Below are 20954 nucleotides of genomic sequence, written 5' to 3'. Positions count from 1 at the left end.
ATTTATGACTTGAGCGCATACCCGTGCCGGCGTTTTCTTATAAAATGACGGCATCTATTTATTTACCCATCAGAGGCAGCTATGAGCGACGTACAAACCTGGATCAAAGAAACCGTGACGAACACGCCAGTCGTGCTGTTCATGAAGGGCACGGCCCAGTTCCCGCAGTGCGGCTTTTCCGGCCGCGCCATCCAGATCCTGAAAGCATGCGGCGTGGAAAACATCGCTACCGTCAACGTGCTGGATGACCCGGAAGTGCGTCAAGGCATCAAGGATTACTCGAACTGGCCGACCATTCCGCAGCTGTATGTCAAAGGCGAGTTCATCGGTGGTTCCGATATCATGAATGAAATGTTTGAATCGGGCGAACTGAAGTCCCTGCTCGATGCCTGATAGTCAACAGCAGCGGCCGCGCCGTATCGTCGTGGCCATCACGGGCGCCACGGGCGCCGTGTATGGCTTGCGGTTGCTGCAATTGCTCGGCGCCATCCCTGGCGTCGAGACGCATCTGGTCTTGTCGGATGCAGCCGTATTGACCCTGCACCAGGAAACGGGCGTGGGGCGCAAGGACATCGAAGCGCAGGCGCACGTGGTGCACAAGCTGCGCGACATCGGCGCAAGCATCGCCAGCGGCTCGTTTCAATCGGATGGCATGGTCGTCGCGCCGTGCTCGATGAAGACTCTGGCGGCCGTGGCCCATGGCCTGTCGGATAATTTGATCACGCGGGCAGCCGATGTGGTGCTCAAGGAGCGCCGCCGCCTGATTTTGATGGTGCGCGAAACGCCGTTCAACCTGGCGCACCTGCGCAATATGACGGCCGTGACGGAAATGGGCGGCATCATCTTCCCCCCACTACCCAGCTTTTATCACCACCCGCACAGCATTGCGGAGATGGTCGACCATACGGTCGCGCGCGTCATCGACCTGCTGGGCATCGAGCACGGCCTGGCGCCACGGTGGAATGGTTTGAAGTCCACTGGCGACACCCCTATCCTCTAGTTGGCGTCACGATTTAATTGACGTCACGATGCCTGACAAAAGCGTAGCGAGCGGAAGGAAGAGGTAGTCGAGAAGCGCAACCGTACTTTAGTACGGTGAGCATCGCAAACTACCTATGCCGACGCGCAGCAGCTTTGGTCAGGCATCCTCCCTCACCGCTTGTCGAACTGGTGAGCACTGGCCTGCTTCAAATCCCTGGCTTCTTCAACCATCCTGCGGTGGGCGATCCGTTTGCGCATCACTTCCGCATGTTGCGCGGCAGTCATGGGGGGCACGGTCATCAAGTCCTTCAGCTGCGCGGTATTGCTGTAGTTACTTTTCATAAGACGGCTCAAATGCTCGGCTCCGTAGTGGATGAACTGGCTGCTTCTGATGTGATTATGCGCTGGTATTGGCCGCTGCGCCGCTGCGTGCGGGATTATTGTCAAATAATTCCGCTGCAGCGCAACATGCGAGGTCTTATTGTGCGACAAAATCATGTCTCCAGTATGACGTTGCGCAAATAAAAGGACAGGAAGAGCGCCGCCAGCGAAAGGCGGACGGCGCCGGCCGGGGATGGCCTGAATGCTTACTTTTGGTAGTTGACTCTGACCAGCATGCGAATAAATTCTCGCGCGATTTGACGATGATGTTCATCTAATCTTTGCAAATCGGCAATTAATTTCACATCGGCGGACTCAAACCGCGACAAAGCGCTGCCCGCTTCGCCATTCGGCGTGGCGCTTTCCGGGCCGCCAAAACGCAACCATTCCGCCGGAACGCCCAACCATTGGGCAATCATGCGCAATTTCTCTTGCGTCGGAATTGCTTCACCTACTAACCATTTCCTAGCTGCATGCACGGTAATCGGGCGCCCGTCGAAACGGATATTGAATTCCCGGGCCAGTCTGGTCGGGCTGTCTGGAGAATAATGGGCGTTTTTGAGAGCCAACTGAAGTCGCTGGCTGAAGCTTTCGCGTTCGTTAGAAGAATTCATAGGTGTACTATTTCATGTTGTAACATGAAAGTCAGTTTCTTGAATGACCATACAGAATGTTACATTTGAAAAGAGTATCAATTAACAATTAACACTCCGGCCGGGCTTTCCGGGTAGAAAAGTGGGCCGAATTTTCTCTTGTGATTCTGCGTGGCTTCGGGTCAAATTCGCGGCTGGCCTTGATTTTCGCACTGCAGCACGATTCAAAGCCTCGGTTTGGCATTACAACGTACGGTATCGGATAATGCCCTCCTCTACCGATGTACGCAATGCCCATGTCATACAATTTCTTGTAGACAAAGTTTTCAGAAGGGCCATTTTGTTTCCAACATGGAAACGATTCGAACAACGTGCTCAGAGCGAAACGTTGTTTTTTGATCGTGCCGGCTGGAAAGAATCTGCGCCCGAAAAATTTTACTGCCATCGCAGCGAAAAGAATGTCGCTGTTATGCCAGGAAAGCTCTTTTTGGTGTCATCTTGGCCACCAACTCTCGATCTTAAGCGCGTTTGCGCCAGAAGAATCAATTTATTTTCAGTAACTGTTGCCTTATTCGCCAAATTCCCCTGTCCAGGTCCTCTTTTTTCTTTGTTGCAGCACGGGCAGGGCACGCTACAATAGTATTGACGTTGACGTAAACGGCACTTTGCCCCCCATTACCCTGCAGCACCCATCCAGCGACCGACCACCCATGCAACCGACACCGCCCGCAGCAATGACGACCTATACCATTACCGAACTGGCGCGGGAATTCGACATCACGGCGCGCGCCATCCGTTTCTATGAAGACCAGGGCTTGCTCAGTCCGAAACGCGAAGGCGCGGGCGGGCGCAGCCGCGTCTACACGCCGCGCGACCGCACCCGATTGAAACTGACCCTGCGCGGCAAGCGCCTGGGCCTGGCGCTGTCGGAGATCAAGAGCCTGGTCGACATGTACGAGTCGCCGAAAGACACGCGCGCGCAGATGGACCGCTTCCTGGGCGTGCTGGCGCAACACCGGCAAACCCTGGAACAGCAGCGCATCGATATCGAAATGGCGCTGGCGGAAATCAGCGCGCATGAAGACGCTTGCGCGCACATGCTGGCGGACTTGAACCTGGATCAGGCGCAAACCAGCTAGGCAGCAATGCGGCGGCGCAGGCCGCGCGCGCATCGCTTTACGTTTACGTAAACGTCACAACTGAGTATCATAGCTTCACTGACCCGGCATCCATGACCGCCACACTTATAACGACGAGGACGACATGCTCCATCTCCCAGGCTTGACCTTTGACCACGGCGAAGACATCGCCTCCCTGCGCGAAGCGATCCAACAATTTGCCGCCGCCGAAATCGCGCCGCGCGCGGCCGAGATCGACCGCACCGACCAGTTCCCCATGGACCTGTGGCGCAAGATGGGCGACATGGGCTTGCTCGGCATTACCGTCAGCGAAGAGTACGGCGGCGCCGGCATGGGTTACCTGGCACACATCATCGCCATGGAAGAGATTTCGCGCGCCTCGGCTTCCGTCGGCCTGTCCTACGGCGCCCACTCGAACCTGTGCGTGAACCAGATCAAGCGCAACGGCACGGCCGAACAAAAGGCCAAGTACCTGCCGAAGCTGATCACGGGCGAACACATCGGCGCGCTGGCCATGTCGGAACCGAACGCGGGCTCGGACGTCGTCAGCATGAAGCTGCGTGCCGACTTCAAGGGCGACCGCTGGGTCTTGAACGGCACCAAGATGTGGATCACCAACGGCCCCGACGCGGACGTGCTGGTGGTGTACGCGAAAAACGACCTGGAAGCGGGTCCGCGCGGCATGACGGCTTTCCTGATCGAAAAAAATTTCAAGGGCTTTTCCATCGCGCAAAAGCTCGACAAGCTGGGCATGCGCGGCTCGCACACGGGCGAACTGGTGTTCCAGGATTGCGAAGTGCCGGCCGAAAACGTGCTGGGCGGCCTGGGCAAGGGCGTCAACGTGCTGATGTCGGGCCTCGACTTCGAGCGCACCGTGCTGTCCGGCGGCCCGCTGGGCATCATGCAGGCGTGCATGGACCTGGTCGTGCCTTACGTGCATGACCGCAAGCAATTCGGCCAGCCCATCGGCGAATTCCAGTTGATGCAGGGCAAACTGGCCGATATGTATTCAACCATGATGGCGTGCAAGGCGTATGTGTACGCCGTCGGCCAGGCGTGCGACCGCGCCACCACGCCGGAAGCCGTGCGCCAGTTGCGCAAGGATGCGGCCGGCGCCATTCTGTATAGTGCGGAAAAGGCGACGTGGATGGCGGGCGAAGCGATCCAGGCCCTGGGCGGCAATGGCTACATCAACGAATTCCCGGCCGGCCGCCTGTGGCGCGATGCCAAGCTGTACGAAATCGGCGCCGGGACCAGCGAAATCCGCCGCATGCTGATAGGCCGCGAACTGTTTGCGGAAACCAAGTAAGCACGGGCGCGCGGCGATCGACTGGGTGAAGAGCTATTTATGCGAGCACAGCTATGACGCACATTGCCTTCCCCAAATTGCTCTCTTCCCAGATTGCATTCGATATCGCGCGCACCATCCGCGACGGCTTCGACAAGCATTACCGCCTGTTCCGCGAAACCAGCCAGCAAGCCAAGCAGTATTTCGAGCAAGGCGCCTGGGCCGCGGCACAGACGGCGGCCCGCGAACGCATCGACTTTTATGACAAGCGCGTGCAGGAATGCGTGCAGATGCTCGAAGATGAGTACGAAGAGTCGGAGTTGAGCGATGAAGTGTGGCGCGAACTCAAGCTGCACTACATCGGCATGCTGACGGAACACAAGCAGCCGGAACTGGCGGAAACCTTCTTCAATTCCGTCTGCTGCAACATCCTGCACCGCACGTATTTCAATAACGACTATATTTTCGTGCGTCCCGTCGTGTCCACGGAATACATCGACACGCAAGACCCGGTCCCCACCTACCGCGTGTATTACCCGGGCAAGGACGGCTTGCGCCACACCCTGACGCGCATGCTGACGCACTTCCAGCTGGACTGCGCATTTGCCAACCTCGAGCGTGACGTGGCCCAGGTGGAAGCGCGGCTGCAGCAGCTGTTCGGCGGCGACAGGATCGAACCGAACCACCAGATCCAGGTCTTGACCAGTTTGTTCTACCGCAACAAGGGCGCCTATCTGGTCGGCAAGGGCATCAACGGCAACCGCGAATACCCGTTTGTCGTGCCCATCCTGCACAACCGTCACGGCAAGCTGGTGCTCGACACGGTGCTGTTCGAGCAGCAGCAGATCGCCGTGCTGTTTTCGTTTACGCGCGCATATTTCCTGGTCGATATGGAAGTGCCGTCGGCCTACGTGCAATTTCTCCGAAGTTTGCTCCCGCGCAAGCCGCGCAGTGAGATTTATACGATACTGGGCTTGCAAAAACAGGGCAAGACGCTGTTTTACCGCGACTACCTGCAGCATTTGAAACACTCGTCGGACCACTTCGAAAGCGCACCCGGCATCCGCGGCCTGGTGATGCTCGTGTTTGCCGTGCCGTCGTTTCCGTATGTCTTCAAGGTGATCAAGGATTTTTTCCCGCCGCCCAAGGAAACCACGCGCGCGCAAGTCCAGCAAAAATACTTGCTGGTGAAACACCACGACCGGGTGGGCCGCATGGCCGACACGCTCGAGTATTCCAACGTGGCCTTTCCCCGCGCCCGTTTTGCGGAAGAATTGCTGGCCGAGCTGAAACAGTTCGCGCCCTCGCTGATCGAAGAAGACCACGAACAGATCATCATCCGCCACCTGTACATCGAGCGGCGCATGGTGCCGCTGAACATGTGGCTGAGCAATGCCGAGAAGGAAGGCCGCGACGACCTGGTCGAACACGCCATCGTCGAGTACGGCAACGCCATCAAGGAATTGGTGGCGGCGAATATCTTTCCGGGCGACATGCTGTATAAAAATTTTGGCGTCACGCGTCATCAACGTGTCGTTTTTTACGATTACGATGAAATCGAGTACATCACCGATTGCCAGTTCCGCGTCATTCCCCAGGCGCGCACGGAGGAAGAAGAAATGTCGGCCGAACCTTGGTATCCCATCGGCAAGCACGATGTGTTTCCCGAACAATTCGGCACCTTCCTGCTGGGCAATCCCCGCATCCGCAGCTATTTCATGCAGCACCATGCCGACCTGCTGACGGCGCAATATTGGCAGGCGCGCAAACAGCGCATCGAAGACGGCCACATCGAGGACGTCTTCCCTTATCCGCAGCACCTGCGTTTTTGTATGCAGTCATCATCCCCACCCCTAACCGGAGATCCAACATGAATGATCCAGTCGTAATCGTCGGTGCCGCGCGCACCCCCATGGGCGCCTTCCAGGGCGACTTTGCCAACGTCACCGCCAGCGACCTGGGTGCCGTGGCCATCCGCGCCGCCGTGGAACGGGCCGGCGTGGCGCCGGATGCCGTGGAACACGTGTTTTTCGGCAATTGCCTGATGGCGGGCCAGGGCCAGGCGCCAGCGCGCCAAGCCTTGCGCAAGGCTGGCTTGCCCGATTCCACGGGCGCCGTGACCCTGTCGAAAATGTGCGGCTCGGCCATGCAGACGACCATGTTCGCGCATGACACCTTGCTCGCCGGCAGCGCCGACGTGGTAGTGGCGGGCGGCATGGAATCGATGACCAACGCCCCTTACCTGGTACCGAAGGCGCGCGGCGGCTATCGCATCGGCCACGGCATGATCTATGACCACATGATGATGGATGGCCTGGAAGACGCCTACAGCCGCGATGAAAAGGGCAACGCCCGCTCGATGGGCACGTTTGCCGAAGAGTGCGCCAGCCAATATCACTTCACGCGCGAAGCGCAGGATGCCTTCGCCATCGAATCCGTGAAACGCGCGCAAGCGGCCACCAAGGATGGCAGTTTCGAATGGGAAATCGTGCCCGTGACCGTGTCCGGCCGCGGCGGCGACACCATCGTCAGCATCGATGAAGGCCCGCAAAAAGCCCGCCTGGAAAAAATCCCCACCTTGAAGGCGGCGTTCAAGAAGGATGGCACCATCACGGCCGCCTCGTCTTCGTCGATCAACGATGGCGCGGCAGCCCTCGTGCTGATGCGCGAATCGACGGCGAAAAAGCTCGGTTGCACCGTCATCGCGAAAATCCACGGCCACGCCACGCATGCGCAGGCACCGAACGAATTCACCACGGCCCCTATCGGCGCGGTGAAAAAACTGTACGCGAAAACGGGCTGGAGCAGCAGCAATGTGGACTTGTTCGAGATCAATGAAGCGTTCGCGGCCGTGCCGATGGCCGCCATGCACGACCTCGACATTCCACACAGCAAGATCAACATCCACGGCGGCGCGTGCGCGCTGGGCCACCCGATCGGCGCCTCGGGCGCGCGCATCATCGTCACCCTGCTGGGCGCCCTGAAAAAAACCGGCGGCAAGCGCGGCGTAGCGGCCCTGTGCATCGGCGGCGGCGAAGCGACGGCGATGGCGATCGAACTGGTATAAGCTCTTCCTGAGCCCGGGCGCGCACCGCAGTTCACGGTGCGCGCCCTTTCATTTTATTTTCAGGGAGAAAACATATGCCTACCGCATTGATCATCGGCGCCTCGCGCGGCATCGGCCACGAAATCGTCCGTCAATACCGTCACGATGGCTGGCGTGTCATCGCCACGGCCCGCACACCGGACGCTTGCGACGCCCTCGCGCAACTGGGCGCGGAAGCGCACCAGCTGGACGTGACGGACGTGGAAGGCTGTGCCGGCCTGGGCTGGAAACTCGACGATGAAAAGCTCGACGTGGCCATCCTCAACGCGGGCGTGTACGGCCCCCGCCACGACGGTTTCCCCGCGCAAGCCGATTTCGACCTCGTCATGCACACGAACGTGCTGGCGGCCATGCGGCTGCTGCCGATCCTGGCGCCGCTGGTGGCCAACGCAAAAGGCAAGCTGGCCGTGCTGTCCTCGCACATGGGTTCCCTGAGCGAACGTGGCAATCCCACCGGTTCGCTGTACCGCGCCAGCAAGGCGGCCCTGAATTCCGTGCTGATCGACACTGCCCTCGTGCATGGCCCGCAAGGCGTCAGCTGCGTGGCGTTTCACCCGGGCTGGGTGCGCACGGACATGGGCGGCGCCGGCGCCGATATTTCCCCCGAGGAAAGCGCTGCCGGCATCCGCGCCACCCTGGCCAGCCTGCCGGCCACGGACAAGGCCGTGTTCCGCAACTACGATGGCAAGCCCATAGCCTGGTAATTCCACCACACCATATAAAAACAAACGAGACGACGTCCCATGATACTCAATGAAGAACAGACCATGATCCAGGAAGCGCTGCGCAGTTTTTCGCGCGAGCGCCTGGCGCCCAACGCGGCCCGCTGGGACAAGGAACATCATTTCCCGAAAGAAGAATTGCAGGAACTGGCCGCGCTGGGCGCCTTTGGCGTGGCCGTGCCGGAAGCGCTCGGTGGCGCCGGCCTCGACTACGTGTCCTTGGCCCTGGTGCTGGAAGAAATCGCCGCCGGCGATGGCGGCACCTCGACCATCATTTCCGTCAACAATTGCCCCGTGTGCAGCATCGCCATGATGTACGCCAACGATGCGCAAAAGGAACAATGGCTGCGCCCACTGGCGCAAGGCACCATGCTGGGTGCGTTTTGCCTGACGGAACCACACACGGGCAGCGACGCGTCGGCCCTGCGCACGACGGCCACGCGCGACGGCAATGACTACGTGATCAACGGCACCAAGCAGTTCATTACCAGCGGCAAGTATGCGGACGTGGCCATCGTCATGGCCGTGACCGACAAGGCGGCGGGCAAGCGCGGCATCAGCGCCTTCTGGGTACCGACGAACACGCCCGGCTACATCGTGGCGGGACTGGAACAAAAGATGGGCCAGCATTCGTCGGACACGGCGCAAATCCTGTTCGAGAATTGCCGCATCCCGGCGGAAAATATGATCGGCGAAGAAGGGCAAGGCTACAAGATCGCCCTGTCCGGCCTGGAAGGCGGACGCATCGGCATCGCCTCGCAAGCCGTGGGCATGGCGCGCGCCGCGTACGAAGCGGCCCTGAGCTATGCGCGCGACCGTGAAAGCTTCGGCAAGCCCATCTATGAACACCAGGCCGTGCAATTCCGCCTGGCCGACATGGCGACGCAAATCGAAGCGGCGCGGCAACTCATACGCCACGCGGCGGCCATGAAGGATGCGGGATTGCCATGCCTGAAAGAAGCGGCCATGGCCAAGCTGTTTGCGTCGGAAATGGCGGAAAAAGTCTGCTCGGACGCCATCCAGGTGCACGGCGGCTACGGTTATGTATCCGACTTCCCCGTCGAGCGCATCTACCGCGACGTGCGCGTGTGCCAGATTTATGAGGGGACCAGCGATATCCAGAAGATTTTGATTGCGCGGGCTTTGTAAAGTTGAGGACGATTAACCCCAGGCAAAGGCTGGGGTCAGACCCCCACATGCGTTGGCGCGGAGCTTTACGTTAGCGGTGCCGAGGGTCTGACCCCATACGCCAACGATGGACGAAAAAAAAGCCTGCACATATGCAGGCTTTGTTCCAATGTATTACCAATGCTTTAATCGTGTCATGGACGCCAGTGCTATCTGCAAAGTGCCTCCTGATTTTCGGACTCCCATGCTATCTGCATGGTGACTCCAAGTGTAAATCGACCAACGTATCCGGAATTACAAAAATCCACTCTTTCGCACTGTCACGCCATCGACATTACACCTGTCGGTCGCCGCGCTGAGCCTGGATAGTGAGACTATTCGCAAGCGAATCTCAATCACTGAACGGAGTATAGCACAGCTTTTTGTGCAGTGCAATAATCTTTTTAAATCAAGTCCTTAGCGCCAGCGGCTTGTCTTCTTCGCCGCCACGGGCCACCCTTTCGTACTCGGAAATCACTTGCGCGCCCAGCAGCAGCAAGGTGGCGCCGATTTCCAGGCTGAACATGACGACGATGGCCGTCGTCATCGAGCCATACACGATATTGACCTGCGACAAGGTGGAAAAATACCAGACCAGCACATGGCGCGCGATTTCCCACAGCAGGGCCGCCGTCACGCCGCCGATCAGCGCATGCGTGATCGACAGCCGTCCGACGGGCATGACCAGGTAGATCGAACTGAGCACGAGGATTTCACCCGCCAGCCCCAGCAAATACAGCAACACGCCGGACACGCCTTCCAGGCCCCAGTCGTGGCGCAAAAAGCGCACGCTTTCCTCGCTCATCACCTGCAAGCTGCCCGCCACCAGGGTGATCAGCAAGATACCCACGCCCAGGCACAGGATGTAGCAGTACGGCAACACGGCGGAAATGAGGAAATGGCGGCGGCGGATGGCCACGCGGTGAATGAAAATCACGCTCATGGCGTTTTCCAGCACGGTAAACGCCAGCGAACTGAAAAACAGCATGGTCAGCAGCAAGAGCCAGCCGATCACGCCCCGATTGTTGAGGAAATGCGCCACTTCCGCCACGATAGCCTTCGATTGCCCGGGCACCAGCCATTCCAGGTAATGGCCGATTGTCTGCAGCAATTCGTCCTGCGCGATCACGTGCGACAGGGCCACCACCACCAGCATCAGCAAAGGCACGATGGACAGCAGCGAGTAATACGCGACGGCGCCCGCCAGCAGCAAGCCCTGGTTGGCGCGAAAGCCCTTCAGCACCTGCAGCACGAAGGCCAGCGGGTGGCTCAAAATGTAGGCGCTGGCGCGGCGGTTGATCATGAGCAAACCGTTCAAGGATGCCGGCATGGCCCGATGCCTTGCCGCACATGCCCCTAGCATACTGACTATCCCCGTACTGTGCCGTGCGCGAACGAACAGACTAGCTCACGGCGGCTTCCAGCAAGGTCAAGGTTTGCCGATCCGCATCCAGGGTGGCGAGGATGCCCATCGGTATCGTGAACTGGTGGCGGATGTGGCCAAACGAATAGCCGCTGACGGCCGGCACCTTCAATGGCAGCAAATGCTGGTCCAGGGTGGCATCGAGGGTCAGCGCCGTGTCGCCCTCGGCCGCCTCGCAATGCTCGAAGATGCCCAGCATCAATGCCGCCGCCGTGTTGAAGCCCACGGACAGGTCGAGCTGGCACAGCATGCGGTCGATGCGGTACGGTACTTCATTGATTTCTTCGAGGAAAAGGATGTGCTCGCGGAAATCGGCCGCATACGGCGTGCCGGCCAGCGCGCTGACCATGCACAGGTTGCCGCCCGTCAAGCGTCCCGTCGCCTGGCCGCCGTGCACGGTGCGGATGGCGAAGTTCGGCTGCGTCTGCGCGCGGCGGTGGTTGTCCAGCGCCATGGGGATCGTGTAATTGTCTTGCGGCGTCATCAGCACATTGCGCAGCTGCGTCACCGTGTAATCGGACAACGTCGATGACGCCACGGGGCCGTGGAACGTCACCAGGCCCGTCTGGCGGCCGATGGCCAGGTGCAGCGCCGTGATGTCGGAATAGCCGATCAGCACTTTCGGGTTGCGCTGGATCAAGCCATAGTCGAGCAGCGCCAGCAGCGAAATGCAACCGGAGCCGCCGCGGATGGCCCACACGGCCTTGACGTCCGGGTCGCGGAACGCGGCGTGCAAGTCGTCCAGGCGCTGCTGCACCGTGCCCGCATAGTTGCCGTGCACGGCGCGGATGTTCGCGCCCAGGCTGGCGCGCAGTCCCAGCGATTCGATATTGCGCTGGGCCTTGGCGATGGACTCCTCATCCGTAAAACCGCCCGGTGCGATGATGGCGACCAGGTCGCCGTCGCACAGGCGCGCCGGTTTGATCAATGCGTGTTGCTGTTGCATGCGTTTTCCCTTCCCTTGCGCGGCCGCCGCCCATGCCGGTGTGCCTGCCGCCCCGAGGGTGGCGGCCAGCAAGCCGCCGAAGTGGCGCCGGCTGAGATTGGTCTGACTGGACATGCGGCCCTTTCCTGGAATAAAAAACGGCGACGCCAGGCGCCGCCGCACGAGGTTAGCATGCCGGCGGGATCGCCGCCGGCATGGTTGCCTTACATGAACTTGTACTTCAGCTGGAACGACAGCGAACGGCCGCGCGGGTCGGCCACGCGCGGGTCCCAGCCGGCGCCCACCACGTCATCCACGTTGTGTGCGGTGAATGGCGGATCGCGGTCGAACAAGTTCTGGATACCCACTGTGATGGTGGTATTTTTGAAGCCCGTGTACGTGCCCGACAAGCTGTACGTGGTGTAACTGGACACATCGGATTTGAAGCCCGGTGGCGGCGTACCCTTGCCGCCATTCGGCACCTGGTCCTTGTAGCCGGAAGCAAAACTCTGCACGAGCAAGCCGCTCCAGTCGCCGCGCGATACGCTGAAGCTGGCATTGTGTTTCCAGCGCAAGTACAAATCACGCGTGTAGAAGTTGCCAACCAGCTCCTTGTATTCTTGCCCCTTGTATTCGGCAAACTTGAAGCTGTCCATATACGTGCCGTCCAGGGTTGCCGTCCATTTCACGTCCTGGACCTTGCCTTCGCCGCGCAAGCTCACGTCCAGGCCGCGTACGCGGCTGCCACCTGCATTGAACCAGCCCGCCTGCACGTAATCGATGGTGCCATCGGGTTTGCGGAAGATGTACTGGTTCAGCGCCTGGTAATTGGCCAGCACGACTTGCGGCGTGCGTTTCAGGAGCTGGTCCTGGGTATTGATGGCCCAGTAATCGAACGAGGCGGAGTAACCCTTCACCGGTTCGATGACGATACCGACGCTGCCCTGCTTCGACGTCTCCGGCTTCAGGTTCAGGTTGCCGCCCGTCGTGTAAATGAGGCGGGGAATGGAACAGTATTCGGTCACGCCGGGATGCTTGATACAGCCTTCCGGATCTTTCACACCATTCGGCAATTCCTGCGTCAATACACCTGAATAGAGCTGGTCGAAACTCGGTGCCAGGAATCCCTTGCTGGCCGAGGCGCGGAACAGGACGAAGTCGGCTGGCTGGTAACGCAAGGCAATCTTGGGATTCGTGGTGGCGCCCACCTGGCTGTAATCGTCACGACGCACGGCCAGCTGCATTTCCAGGTCTTTCATGACCGGCACCAGCAACTCGGCATACACGGCCTTGACGTTGCGGCTGACATCCTTCAAGGCGGCATTTCCTGGCGCCAATAGAATCAGGTTGGCATCGACATCCTGTTCAAAACTGTAGCCCTCGCGGCGCAAATCAAAGCCGGCCGCCATTGCCACGGCACCAGCCGGCAGCTGGAACAGCTCGCCGGAAACGGAACCATCGATCTGCGTCAGGGTCGTCTTGCCATGTTGGAAGGCGCCACGGAACTTGGTCGACTCGATCAATTGCTTGGCCGCTTCCGTCTGGCTTTGGCCCGCGCCCACCCAGGGATTGATGATCCCTGTCCCCAAGGCCGCATATAACTTATCCGTGTAGGAATAGCCATCCGTCAGCTTGGTCTTGGTGGTGCTCTGTGCGTAGGACACGCCGGTCTTGTAATCCCACTTGCCGAAGTTGCCTTCAAAACCCAGCAGCACGCGCGCATTGTCGGTGGTGTTTTCCTGCGTGCGGTTACCGATCTCATTGGCGCGCCATTTGTAGGCAATCGGCTTGGTATTGTCGAACGTGGGAATATAGGCCGACAAATCCTGGTAATACGCGCCGCCCACCGGATACACGCCCTTGTTGGCGATGCTCGTCTGCACCTGCATCGGCGTCAGGATCGCCGTGGCCTTGGTGCGCGATCCGAGCACTTCGACAAACATGCGGTGGTCGGGCGCCAGCTGGACAGTTCCACGCGACAGGAAATTGACCCGTTCCACAGGGAATTGCAGCACATAGTCGGCGCCGTAGTCATACGCACAGGAATGCGTGGTGCTGAGTGGTGAGGTCACGTCTTTCCACAGTTGCGTCTGGTACTGCGACATGCCGGCGATGCTGTCGCACTTGCCCTGGAAGCTCAGGGGATTGGCTTGCAGATACACCGTCGGGTCGCCAGGCAAGGTGTAACCGCCAATAAACGTCCCTGGTTTTTTCGGATCAGGATTGGGGATTTGCAGTGCCGTGCCCGGCCCCGACATCTGGTTGGCGAATGGCGTGCCCGTGGTATCGGGCGACAGGCCACGGCCCGGCTGGAAGCCGCTGACGAAGGAACGGTCGCTGCCATTCAGGCGCTGCGCCTTGTCGACGGTCAGGCTGGCCATGATGTTGTAGCGGTCCTCTTCCAGCGAGCCCGTGCCGGCCAGCAGCGAAGCGCGGCGCGTGGCGCCGCCGCCTGCCTGCGTATCGTTGGTGGAAACGGACGCTTCCACGCCGCTGTAATTGGTTTTCAGAATGAAATTGATCACGCCGCCGATGGCGTCCGTGCCGTAGATGGCCGAGGCGCCATCCTTGAGGATTTCCACGCGTGAAATCGCCCCCAGTGGGATCGAATTCAAGTCGACGGCACGGCCACTGGCACCATGCGTGGCCACGCGGCGGCCATTCAGCAGTACCAAGGTCGCGCCCGGTCCCAGCCCGCGCAGCGAGGCGAACGAGGCGCCACCGGCAAGACGGTCGGCGTCGGCGCCGAACACGTTATTGCCCGAAGTCATGTTCTCGGCACCCGTGCCATTCGCCGACAGGGTGCGCACCAGTTGCTCGGCCGTCGTGATGCCCTGTTTTTCCATCTGCTCAAAGCTGATGACTTGCACCGGCAGCGCGCCTTCCTTGGCCACCCGCTTGATGCTGCTGCCTGTCACTTCGACCCGTTGCATTGCTGGCGCCGCCGCTTCCTGTGCCATCACCGGTCCCACCACCCCCATCAATGCCACCAATTGCGCTAGCTTCTTCAATCTCACGGGTCTCTCCTTTATTTGGGCAATCGAAACTTGAGTTCTCAAGTCAGGCTGTTTTTTTCACGTCGCAACGTCTGTCTCGCAGTACATTTTTTTATGACATTTGCGCATGACTTTATTTGTTTTCATTTTCAGAGTAGCGCGATGCATCCGGGCCCAGCCAATGAAAAATGCTTTCCTAACCATAACTTTTTGGAATGAATGCCCTTTTCAGCGACATGGTCACTTGCCTGCGGGGCTAGCCCTGGTTTTATCCACGTTCAGATAGCGCCAGGACGTGAATTCCACGGGGTGGCGCCTGTAGTTTTTTAGCCACGGTTGTTGCAGGTCGGCAGAGATGGGATGCGTCAGCAACACCCACGGCGTGTAAGCGTGGATCAGCTGAAACAGGTCGAAGTACAGACTGCGTCGGCGCGGCGTATCGGATAGCAGGCGCGCCTCCTCATAGCGTTTATTGTAATCGGGCAAGTTGAAGCGGGCATAGTTGGCGCGGCCAACGTTGCCGCCGTACAACAATTGCATAAAGTTATCGCCATCGGGGAAGTCGGCGATCCAGTTGGTCTCGAACATCTGCACCTTGCCCAGGCGCGAGGCCTTGATGATTTCCGTCTTCTTGTCGCTTTTAAACTCCACGCGCACGCCGATGGCGTTCAGGTTGCGGCGCCACAATTCATCGCGCAAGCGTCCCACCGTGCTCGGTTCCGTATGCATGGTCAAGACCAGGGGCGTGCCGTCCGGCTGGGTGCGGAAACCGTCGGCGCCCGCCTTGTAGCCGAAGCGGTCCAGCAAGGCGCGCGCCAGCGCGGGATCGTAGCCGACGGGGCTGCGGTACTGCTTGTCGTAGCCGAGCACATTCGGCGGCAGCGGCGACTGGGCCGACAAGGCCAGTCCTTTTTTCAGCAGCGCGATGTCTTCGCGGCCGTTGTAGCTGAGGGCGATGGCGCGCCGCAGGGCCAGCTTGTCCTTGCTCATGCCGCCCAGCACGGGGTCGTCCATGTTCATCCACATGTAATACGTTTGCAGCACGGGAAAGCGCGTCAGCTGCAAGCCCTTGGCGGCCAATGCCGGTTTCAGCGCGCCGTTTTCCAGCACCATGTCCGTCATCGATTCCGGCACTTGCTCCAGGTAATCGAATTCGCCCTTCAAAAAACCCAGCATGCGCGATTGATATTCCTCAACGATGCGCACCTCGATGCGCTCGACCAGCGGCAAGCGCTTGCCCTCCAGCGCGGTGGCGATGGCGCGCGCGTCCAGCGGCAAGGCGGCCAGCGCCTTGGCCTCCGTATGGAACACGGTGGCACGGAAAGTCGGATTGGCCTGCAGCACGATCTTGTCGCTGCGCTTCCACTCCTTCACGAGGAACGGCCCCGTGCCCACGGGGTGGTTGCCGATCTGCCCTGCCGCCGGGTACGCCTCGGCCACTTCGCGCGCCACCACGGCTGTCGCCGGCATGGCCAGGTAAAACAGGAAGTTCGGATCGACACCGTTCAAGCGGATGCGCAAGGTGTATTTGTCCAGCGCCTGCAAGCCGGCGATCGGCGTGTCGTAGCTGAATTTGGTTTTCAGGGCCGCATCGCCCACCAGCTTGTCTTCCAGCAAGAACAGCCACGGCGACTTCAGGCTGGGGTCATACAGGCGCGTCAGGCTGTACACATAATCCTGCGCCGTCACTTCGCGCGGCTGGCCCTTGAAAGCGGGATCTTGTGTAAAGAAGATGCCGGGCTGCAAGTGAAAGGTGTACGTGCGCCCGCCATCTTCCACCGTCGGCATGCCGCGCGCCGTATTGCCCTGCAGCTGCACGGGGCGCGCCAGGTAGTCATAGCGCAGCAGCGGATCAAAAATATTTTCCATCAAGTTCAGGCTGGCCAGGTCCGAGGCCACGGCCGGGTCCAGGCCCGTCTCGCTGGTGCTCAAAAACAGGTGCAGGGTCTTGTTCGCGCGGGCAGTGCTGGCGGACGCAGCATCGGCAGCGTGGCCCGGTACATTCAACAGCGTCAACAGGGCCAGGCCGGCGGCGCAGGCGGTTTTGCGTAAAAACATCATCAGTGATCCAGTGCAGACAAGGTAACGAACAGCGATTAGCGACAGGCATCCCCCACACTACGCGGGCAAGCTACGGGGCGCCAATGAAAACAGGCTGCCAGCTTATAACTTTTTGGCATGCGATTGCTGCATTCTTTCATCAACTCGTATCGGGCTGCCCCTATACTTTGTTTGCAGACATTTTTCACTCCCGACACACAGAACTGATCGCATATGGCACTTAATTACATCTGGTCCGGCTTTTTCCTCGTTGGCTTCCTGGCCGCAGTGCTGCAGTGGCTGTTTCTCGGCGATACCGATATCTTCAAGCGCATCATCGACGGCACTTTCGAGACGGCGCGCATGGGCGTGATGGATATCGCCCTGCCGCTGGCCGGCGTGATGACCTTGTGGCTCGGCATCATGAACATCGGCGAAAAGGCGGGCATCGTCGGCTGGCTGGCGAAAGTGATCGCGCCCTTCTTTTCGCGCATCTTCCCGGAAATTCCGAAAGACCATCCGGCCACGGGCCACATGGTGATGAATTTCTCGGCCAACCTGCTGGGCCTGGACAATGCGGCCACGCCCTTCGGTTTAAAAGCCATGGAAAGCCTGCAAACCTTGAACCCGAACAAGGAAGAGGCGACGAATGCGCAAATCATGTTCCTCGTGCTGCATACCTCGGGCCTGACCCTGATTCCGCTGGCCATCATGGCGCAGCGCTCCATCCTCGGCGCGGCCGACCCGTCCGACATCTTTATCCCCTGCATGATCGCCACCTATGTGGCCACCATGGTCGGCATCATTACCGTGTCGATCAAGCAACGCATCAACTTGCTCAACAGGGTCGTGCTGGGCTGGATGGGCGGCATGACGAGCGCCATCGTCGCCATGATCTGGTATTTCACGCAATACCTGACAAAACAGGAAATCGAGCTGGTCTCGAAGGTGGTCAGCAACCTGGTATTGATCAGCGTCATCGCCATCTTCATCATCGGCGCCCTGCGCAAGAAGGTGAATGTGTATGACGCGTTCATCGAAGGGGCAAAAGGCGGCATCCAGACGTCGATCACCGTGATTCCCTACCTGGTCGGCATGCTGGTGGCCATCAGCGTGATCCGCAACGCGGGCGTGTTCAATTTCCTGATGAGTGGCATGAACTGGTTCTTCGCCAACCTGGGCATCAATACGGACTTCGTGCCCGCCTTGCCGACGGCCATGATGAAGCCGCTCAGCGGCTCCGGCTCGAAAGCCATGATGATCGACGCCATGAATACCTACGGCGTCGACTCGTTCGTCGGCCGCCTGGCCTGCGTCTTCCAGGGCTCGGCCGACACCACCTTCTATATCGTGGCCCTGTATTTCGGTTCCGTCGGCATCCGCAAGACGCGCTATGCGATCACGGCCGGCCTGATCGCCGATCTGGCCGGCGTGATCACCGCCGTCTTCGTTGCCTACGTCTTTTTCCACTAAGGAGCACCATGTTACGTCCTGTTCTGATGGCTGCGCTGTTGGCGGGTCTGGGCCTGTCGACCGCCCACGCGCAATTGCCCGAATCCGTCAGCCTGCTGCTGCGCAGCGCGAATATCCCGGAAGACGCCATGGGCGCCATCGTCTTGCGCGGCAACACCACCGTGCTGTCGCATGGGGCCGAGCGTAGCATGCAGCCCGCTTCCACCATGAAGCTGGTGACGACGGCCGTGGGCCTGGAGCAGCTCGGTCCCATCTTCCGCGGCCGCACGGAGCTGCGCACCAGTGCCGACGTCATCAATGGCGTGCTGAAGGGCGATTTGATCCTGCGCGGCGGCGCCGACACGGATTTCAATGCGGACGTGCTCGCGCACATGCTGCAAACCCTGCGCAACCAGGGCATCGTCAAAATCAAGGGCGATCTGATTCTCGACCGCCAGCTGTTCCAGCCGGCCCGGCCCGACATCGGCGCGGCGCCCTTCGACGAGTCGGCCGAGTTCCGCTACAACGTCATCCCCGATGCCTTGCTTCTGAACACCAATCTGATCGATATCAACATCAGTGCGACGGAGCGGCAATTGAGCTTCCAGATGCAGCCGCCGCTCGAGAATGTCAGCATCACGAGCGACATGAAACTGGTCAAGGGCAGTTGCGCCAAGTGGGAAGATGGCTGGCGCCCGCCCGAATACCGGCGCGATGCGAGCGGCAAGCTGCAGGTGATACTGCATGGCACCTTCCCGCAAAACTGCAGCAAGGCCACCAGCATCAATGTGCTCGATCGCAACGATTATGCGGACCGCTTGTTCCGCGCCACCTGGAAACGCCTCGGCGGCACGATCACGGGCACGGTGCGCGAAGCACCAGGCACGGGCTTGCCGCCGACGGCCGAACCGGTCGGCACGCGCATGCTGGCCGACCACGTGGCGCGCGCCTTGCCGGAAGTCTTGCGCGATATCAACAAGACCTCCGATAACACCCTGGCCCGCACCCTGTTCCTGAGCCTGGGCAGTTTGCAGAGCGATGGCTGGCTGGGCAGCCGCCCCGTCGCCATGGCGGCACCGGAAGATACGGCCAGCCGGGCGCGGCAAGTCATCCAGGAATGGTTCCAGCGGCACCATATCGATACCCAGGGCATGCTGGTCGACAACGGTTCCGGCTTGTCGCGCACGGGACGCATTGCACCGGCGCAAATGGCCGGCGTCTTGCAGGCGATGCAGCAAAGCCCGTGGGCGCCCGAGTTCCAGTCCAGCCTGCCCATCGTGGCGCTGGACGGCACCATGCGCAAGCGCCTGTTGAACAGCCCGGCCGCCGCGCGGGCCCGCATCAAGACGGGAACCTTGAAAAATGTCGTGGCCATCGCCGGCTATGTGCCCGACGCCAACAACCAGCAATGCGTGGTGGTCGCCATGATCAATAGCGACCTGGTGGGTAACGGCAATGGCCGCGCGGCCGTCGATGCGCTGATCGAGTGGGTCGCCAGGAGCGACGCCACGCCGGCAGTCGCCGGACAATAGGGCCGCCAGGTGAACTAGTCCCGCGACGTGCCCGGTGCGCTGGCAAAAGCCAGGCGCAGCACGTACGCGGCGACGGCGCCGATCAGCAAGACGGTCACCAGCGAACCTTCCACGCCGAAAGCGCCGCCGGTCAGCACGGTATTGCCAGCCAGTTCGCCGCGCAGCAGACCATCCGTGGCCGCATGGCCCGATACGGTCGAAGAAAATACCTGGCCGACGCAATAATTCCAGCCGATATGCGTGCCGATACACACCCACAGCCGACGCGTCTGCATATACAGCGCCGCCTGCAGCACGCCATACGCGACAAGTGCGATGATCGCCAGCAGCGAAAAGCCGGCATTGGGCAAATGGGCCAGGGCAAATACCAGGGATGAGATCACGATGGCAGCCTTGCTGCCCAGCGCACGCGCCGTCACGCCGAACAGGATGCCGCGAAACATCATCTCTTCGGCCATGCCGACCAGCACCAGTTCGGCCAGAGGGAGCAGCAACAAGACGCTCAGGGCGTTGACGCCGCTAAACTGATACACGCCCAGCGCAGCCAGCACACCGAAGGTCAGGGCGACCAGCCCGGTGCCGAACAGCAATCCACGTCCCAGTTCCCCCGCCATGCCCGGCATTGCCAGTTCAGTCGGCTGGCGTTTTTCGATGCGCCTCACATAGAAGCGGTAGCCAAACCACACCAGTACCGCCGCCAGCAACTGCGGCCACAGGATGCGGTAAGGCTTGTCCACCAGCTGGGAAGCGAGACCCATCACCAGCGGTACCGCGGCAAAGGTGAGAACCATCCCCAGCACGATCTGCACCAAGGGATAGGCCATCAGGCGCGCCAGGGGGGATTTCTTCGTTGCCATGCTCAGGGTGCTGTCCATCATCGCTTTCCTCGTGGGTTGTCAGGGAGTGGCTGCTACTTTCTTTCTTGTTTCATGTAGCGATAGTAACAGCATTTATATAAGCACTTATGTAAATATCGAAGGATGTTGTATTTTATACACCCGTGGTGAATGAGCGAAAGCGGGAAGGGGAACAGCAAGGAAGCGCCAGACGAAAAAAAACCCCGCCATTTCTGACGGGGTTTTTCTCTACTGCGAATAACAAGCCTGACGATAACCTACTTTCACACTGGTTGCAGCACTATCATCGGCGCAAAGTTGTTTCACGGTCCTGTTCGGGATGGGAAGGGGTGGGACCAACTTGCTATGGTCA

18 protein-coding genes and 1 rRNA gene are annotated in these 20954 nt (G+C 60.0%); 11 read left to right on the top strand and 8 right to left on the bottom strand.

Annotation, left to right across the window (positions count from 1 at the left end; genetic code table 11):
* The first annotated feature begins 81 nt into the window (after positions 1-81).
* The gene (gene grxD / locus O3299_RS24275) at positions 82-393 is read left to right on the top strand and encodes a Grx4 family monothiol glutaredoxin (RefSeq protein ID WP_034753766.1); all 312 of its coding nucleotides are present in this window, start codon (positions 82-84) and stop codon (positions 391-393) included.
* Positions 386-1000, top strand: coding sequence for a UbiX family flavin prenyltransferase (locus O3299_RS24270; protein ID WP_305054658.1), 615 nt, complete (start codon positions 386-388; stop codon positions 998-1000). The genes grxD and O3299_RS24270 overlap by 8 nt, the downstream gene beginning before the upstream one ends.
* A 152-nt stretch (positions 1001-1152) precedes the next feature.
* Here O3299_RS24270 and O3299_RS24265 read toward each other — a convergent pair whose 3' ends face one another.
* The gene (locus tag O3299_RS24265; protein WP_077398249.1) at positions 1153-1479 is read right to left on the bottom strand and encodes a hypothetical protein; all 327 of its coding nucleotides are present in this window, start codon (positions 1477-1479) and stop codon (positions 1153-1155) included.
* Positions 1480-1568: 89 nt separating this feature from the next.
* Entirely contained in the window at positions 1569-1976 is a 408-nt protein-coding gene (locus O3299_RS24260; RefSeq protein ID WP_034753756.1) for a hypothetical protein, read from the bottom strand.
* Between the two features lie 244 nt (positions 1977-2220).
* Here O3299_RS24260 and O3299_RS24255 point away from each other — a divergent pair, with 244 nt between their 5' ends.
* The 7 genes from O3299_RS24255 to O3299_RS24225 all read left to right on the top strand — a co-directional run bounded on the left by O3299_RS24255 (position 2221) and on the right by O3299_RS24225 (position 9359).
* Positions 2221-2595, top strand: a complete 375-nt coding sequence (locus O3299_RS24255; protein WP_251351519.1) for a hypothetical protein — start codon at positions 2221-2223, stop codon at positions 2593-2595.
* A gap of 94 nt (positions 2596-2689) precedes the next feature.
* On the top strand, positions 2690-3094 hold the full coding sequence (locus O3299_RS24250; protein WP_251351570.1) for a MerR family DNA-binding transcriptional regulator: 405 nt from the start codon (positions 2690-2692) through the stop codon (positions 3092-3094).
* 124 nt (positions 3095-3218) lie between these two features.
* Positions 3219-4403 carry an isovaleryl-CoA dehydrogenase gene (locus O3299_RS24245; RefSeq protein WP_077398251.1) on the top strand — a complete coding sequence of 395 codons (1185 nt, stop codon included), beginning with the start codon at positions 3219-3221 and terminating at the stop codon, positions 4401-4403.
* A 53-nt stretch (positions 4404-4456) separates the two neighbouring features.
* The gene (gene aceK, locus O3299_RS24240) at positions 4457-6256 is read left to right on the top strand and encodes a bifunctional isocitrate dehydrogenase kinase/phosphatase (protein ID WP_305063370.1); all 1800 of its coding nucleotides are present in this window, start codon (positions 4457-4459) and stop codon (positions 6254-6256) included.
* On the top strand, positions 6253-7449 hold the full coding sequence (locus O3299_RS24235) for an acetyl-CoA C-acyltransferase (protein WP_099666058.1): 1197 nt from the start codon (positions 6253-6255) through the stop codon (positions 7447-7449). The genes aceK and O3299_RS24235 overlap by 4 nt, the downstream gene beginning before the upstream one ends.
* Positions 7450-7523: 74 nt before the next feature.
* On the top strand, positions 7524-8192 hold the full coding sequence (locus O3299_RS24230) for an SDR family oxidoreductase (RefSeq protein ID WP_305054656.1): 669 nt from the start codon (positions 7524-7526) through the stop codon (positions 8190-8192).
* A gap of 39 nt (positions 8193-8231) precedes the next feature.
* Positions 8232-9359 carry an acyl-CoA dehydrogenase family protein gene (locus tag O3299_RS24225; protein WP_305063369.1) on the top strand — a complete coding sequence of 376 codons (1128 nt, stop codon included), beginning with the start codon at positions 8232-8234 and terminating at the stop codon, positions 9357-9359.
* A 427-nt stretch (positions 9360-9786) separates the two neighbouring features.
* On the opposite strand, the gene O3299_RS24220 is transcribed toward O3299_RS24225, so the two are convergent.
* The 4 genes from O3299_RS24220 to O3299_RS24205 form a co-directional block, all read right to left on the bottom strand.
* Positions 9787-10707 carry a YihY/virulence factor BrkB family protein gene (locus tag O3299_RS24220; protein WP_289907052.1) on the bottom strand — a complete coding sequence of 307 codons (921 nt, stop codon included), beginning with the start codon at positions 10705-10707 and terminating at the stop codon, positions 9787-9789.
* Positions 10708-10780: 73 nt separating this feature from the next.
* Positions 10781-11860, bottom strand: coding sequence for an LD-carboxypeptidase (locus O3299_RS24215; RefSeq protein ID WP_305063368.1), 1080 nt, complete (start codon positions 11858-11860; stop codon positions 10781-10783).
* A gap of 89 nt (positions 11861-11949) precedes the next feature.
* The gene (locus O3299_RS24210) at positions 11950-14742 is read right to left on the bottom strand and encodes a TonB-dependent receptor (RefSeq protein WP_305054652.1); all 2793 of its coding nucleotides are present in this window, start codon (positions 14740-14742) and stop codon (positions 11950-11952) included.
* Positions 14743-14961: 219 nt separating this feature from the next.
* Positions 14962-16779, bottom strand: coding sequence for an ABC transporter substrate-binding protein (locus tag O3299_RS24205; RefSeq protein WP_305063466.1), 1818 nt, complete (start codon positions 16777-16779; stop codon positions 14962-14964).
* 216 nt (positions 16780-16995) lie between these two features.
* Between O3299_RS24205 and O3299_RS24200 the strand changes: the two genes are divergently transcribed.
* Positions 16996-18234 carry a nucleoside recognition domain-containing protein gene (locus O3299_RS24200; protein WP_034753725.1) on the top strand — a complete coding sequence of 413 codons (1239 nt, stop codon included), beginning with the start codon at positions 16996-16998 and terminating at the stop codon, positions 18232-18234.
* Positions 18235-18242: 8 nt separating this feature from the next.
* Entirely contained in the window at positions 18243-19745 is a 1503-nt protein-coding gene (gene dacB / locus O3299_RS24195; protein ID WP_305063367.1) for a D-alanyl-D-alanine carboxypeptidase/D-alanyl-D-alanine-endopeptidase, read from the top strand.
* A 14-nt stretch (positions 19746-19759) separates the two neighbouring features.
* On the opposite strand, the gene O3299_RS24190 is transcribed toward dacB, so the two are convergent.
* Both O3299_RS24190 and rrf read right to left on the bottom strand, forming a co-directional pair.
* Positions 19760-20620 carry a CPBP family intramembrane glutamic endopeptidase gene (locus O3299_RS24190; RefSeq protein WP_305063366.1) on the bottom strand — a complete coding sequence of 287 codons (861 nt, stop codon included), beginning with the start codon at positions 20618-20620 and terminating at the stop codon, positions 19760-19762.
* Positions 20621-20846: 226 nt separating this feature from the next.
* Positions 20847-20954, bottom strand: a 5S ribosomal RNA gene (gene rrf, locus O3299_RS24185); the annotation flags it as partial.

The organism is Janthinobacterium sp. SUN176 (assembly GCF_030587335.1).
Lineage (GTDB): Bacteria > Pseudomonadota > Gammaproteobacteria > Burkholderiales > Burkholderiaceae_D > Janthinobacterium > Janthinobacterium kumbetense.
The sequence above is the reverse complement of the archived record's forward strand: the minus strand, read 5'-3'. Positions and strand labels throughout refer to the sequence as shown.